Source organism: Candidatus Atribacteria bacterium (assembly GCA_011056645.1).
Lineage (GTDB): Bacteria > Atribacterota > Phoenicimicrobiia > Phoenicimicrobiales > Phoenicimicrobiaceae > Sediminicultor > Sediminicultor quartus.
The window spans coordinates 1-3,485 of the sequence record DSEL01000087.1 but is presented as its reverse complement, the minus strand read 5'-3'; the positions used below and the strand labels follow the sequence as shown (position 1 = coordinate 3,485).

Annotated in this window: 2 protein-coding genes; both read right to left on the bottom strand. The window is 36.8% G+C overall.

Features of this window, described 5'->3' with window-relative positions:
- Positions 1–13: 13 nt before the first annotated feature.
- A complete protein-coding gene (locus ENO17_03410; GenBank protein HER24084.1) occupies positions 14–1,342 on the bottom strand; it encodes a pyrimidine-nucleoside phosphorylase in 1,329 nt (442 codons plus the stop codon).
- 145 nt (positions 1,343–1,487) lie between these two features.
- Entirely contained in the window at positions 1,488–3,452 is a 1,965-nt protein-coding gene (locus ENO17_03405; protein ID HER24083.1) for a sodium-translocating pyrophosphatase, read from the bottom strand.
- Positions 3,453–3,485 lie beyond the last annotated feature (33 nt).

The following is a 3,485-nucleotide window of genomic DNA, read 5'->3' as shown; positions in this document are numbered from 1 at the left end:
ATATAAAATACGATTAAATAAATTCTTTAACACCATCTTTGCTAATAGTCGCTAAAATTAGCGGTATTTTTTTAGGTTTTTTCTTTTCTATAACAAATGAAGAGAATATTTTACCCTTAGCTTCATTTAATTTTTCTGGATCATTATAATATACTTCCGCTAAATCATCTTTGCTATTTACCCTACTGCCTACTTTTTTCTTTAAAACAATTCCTACAGATAAATCGATTTCTGAATCTTTTTCCTCTCTGCCTGCTCCTAAAAGCATAGCGCTCTCGCCGACTCGTCGAGAATCAATTTTCTGTATATAACCACTAGTAACAGCTTTAACTTTAGTACAATGCTTAGCCATAGGTAATAATTCCGGGTTATCTACTATCTCCGAATTACCACCCTGAGCTCTTATTATCTCTTTAAATTTGCGTAAAGCTGCCCCTTCTTTTAGTATTTTTTCTAATCTATTCCTTCCTTCTTCATAATTCTTTACTGCTCCGCCTAATTTTAACATATAAGCACCCAGCTCAAGACAAAGATCACGTAAATCTTTTGGTCCTCGATTTTTTAAAACTTCGATAGCTTCTTTTACCTCCAAAGAATTACCGATAGCAAAACCCAAGGGTTCATCCATATTCGACACAACTGCTACCGTTTCTTTCTCTAATTCCAGGCCTATATCTACCATTATTTTACCCAACTTCAAAGCATCTTTATATTTTTTCATAAAAGCGCCACTACCGGTAGTGACATCTAATACAATAGCGTCGGTACCAGCAGCTAATTTTTTGCTCATAATGCTACCTACGATTAAAGGAATACTCTCTATTGTCCCGGTAACATCTCTTAATGCGTACATTTTTTTATCTGCCAAGTCTAGATCGGGACTAGAACTGATAATTGAAGCGCCAATTTTCTTGACGATATTTATAAATTTATTCAAACTTAGTTCTGTTTTAAATCCTGTTATTGATTCTAATTTATCGATTGTACCGCCGGTATGGCCCAAACCCCGCCCGGACATCTTAGCTACCGGTACACCCGCTGCAGCTACCATAGGTACCAAAGCAAGAGTAGTAGTGTCTCCTACGCCTCCCGTACTATGTTTATCAACCTTAATGCCGGGAATGGATCCAAGATCAATAATTTTTCCTGAATGAACCATAGCCATAGTCAGATATTTTATTTCATTGATATCCATTCCTTGAAAATAAATAGCCATCAACATGGCAGACATTTGATAATCCGGAATACTATCTTGGCAATATCCTTTAATCATAAAATCTATTTCTTTTTGAATTAACTTCTGACCATCTCTTTTTTTAATAATTAAATCATAGAATCTCATCCAATATTTCCTCTTTGGATCAATTTAGTAAATTTACCTATCCCCCAATTTTCCAATTGACTGATTGAATTAATTGAATACTTCTTACACCTGCTTACCACTTATTACTGTTTTTATGCGATATATGACACATGATTAGGATATACTATTTCAAAAATAGAGGTACAAAAACCAGAGCGACTATGGACATTACTTTAATTAATATATTCATAGAAGGTCCGGCGGTATCTTTAAGAGGATCGCCAACCGTATCTCCTATCACAGCAGCTTCATGAACTTTCGTGCCTTTTCCCCCATAATTTCCCATTTCAATGTATTTTTTGGCATTATCCCAAGCTCCCCCGGAATTGGCCATTTGGATAGCCAATAATACTCCTACTACCACCGCTCCTAACAACATTCCTCCTAATGCGTTTGGTCCTAAAACTATTCCTACTAATATAGGAGTTACTATGGCTAATAATCCCGGCAATATCATTTCTTTCAAAGCTCCTTTAGTGCTAATATCTACACATCTCGCAGAATCCGGTTTAGTTTTACCTTCTTTCAATCCAGCAATTTCCCTGAATTGTCTACGCACTTCTTCTATCATTAAAAAGGCAGTTTTACCTACTGCATTTATGGCCAAAGCAGAAAAAAGATAAGGTAAAAGACCACCTATGAACATCCCTGCTACTACTATGGGATTAGTGATACTTATGGTCTCTAACCCAACAGATTTACAGTAAGCGGAAAATAAAGCCAAAGCAGTTAATGCTGCTGAACCGATAGCAAAGCCTTTCCCAATAGCAGCGGTGGTATTTCCCACCGAATCTAATGAATCGGTAATTTTTCGAACCTTAGGATCTAATCCAGCCATTTCTGCTATTCCACCTGAGTTATCAGCAATCGGGCCATAGGAATCAACAGAAACCGTCATACCGACGATAGAAAGCATACCTACTGCTGATACAGCAATACCATATAAACCCGCAAATTTATTGGCAACTAACACCGTCAAAGCAATCAAAATTAAGGGAATTGCAGTACTTTGCATCCCGACTGCCAATCCAGAAATAATGGTAGTTGCTGCTCCGGTAAGCGATGATTTAGAAATGGACTTTACTGGCGGGTAGTTATAAGATGTATAATATTCAGTCACTAATCCGATCATAATGCCAGCTATTAATCCAGCGGTAGTGGCATAAAATATATTTAAACTATTAAATAAAATATTAGAAAGAAAAGCGGAAGCAATAATAACTAAAAACCCGCTTACCAAAGTCCCTTTGGTTAAAGCTGCGTTTAATTTCTTTTCGCTTTTTGTATTTACAAAGAAGGTCCCAATAATGGAAGAAATTGCCCCACAAGCAGCTAATAATAACGGGAACATGACTCCTTTTACTCCTTCGAATAACATTCCACCCAAAATCATACTGGAAACAATTGCGCCTACGTAAGACTCAAATAAATCTGCACCCATTCCTGCTATATCTCCTACATTATCTCCTACATTATCTGCAATTACTGCTGGATTGCGAGGGTCATCTTCGGGTATTCCTTCTTCTACCTTTCCCACTAAATCAGCCCCTACATCTGCTGCTTTAGTAAATATTCCACCACCTACTCTAGCAAATAAAGCTATAGAACTTGCACCTAAGGCAAACCCATTTATAATTTCCGGATCTCTGATAAAGTAGTATAAAATCCCTAAACCAAATAATCCAAAACCTGTTACTGACATGCCCATCACCGCACCACCGGAAAAAGCGATTTTTAATGCTTTGGTTATGCCACCTTCGGTGGCAGCATGAGCAGTCCTGGAATTCGTTTTAGTCGCAATTTTCATTCCAACTAAACCTGCCAATCCAGAACAAATTGCACCCACTATAAAAGATAAACTGGTAATCGGTCCTCTCACCCAACCAAGTAAAAGGCCGACTGCAATGATAAAAAAGACTAAAACACTATACTCCCTTTTTAAAAAAGCCATGGCACCCTGTTCAATCATATTTGATATTTCTTTCATTAATTCATTTCCCGGTTTTTCTCTTATTACCTTCAGAGAAAGAAATAGTGCAAATATCAGGGCGATAATACCACTTAGGGGAATTAACAGTTCAATTTCCATATATTATTTTATCCTTTCTTTATTATTTATATT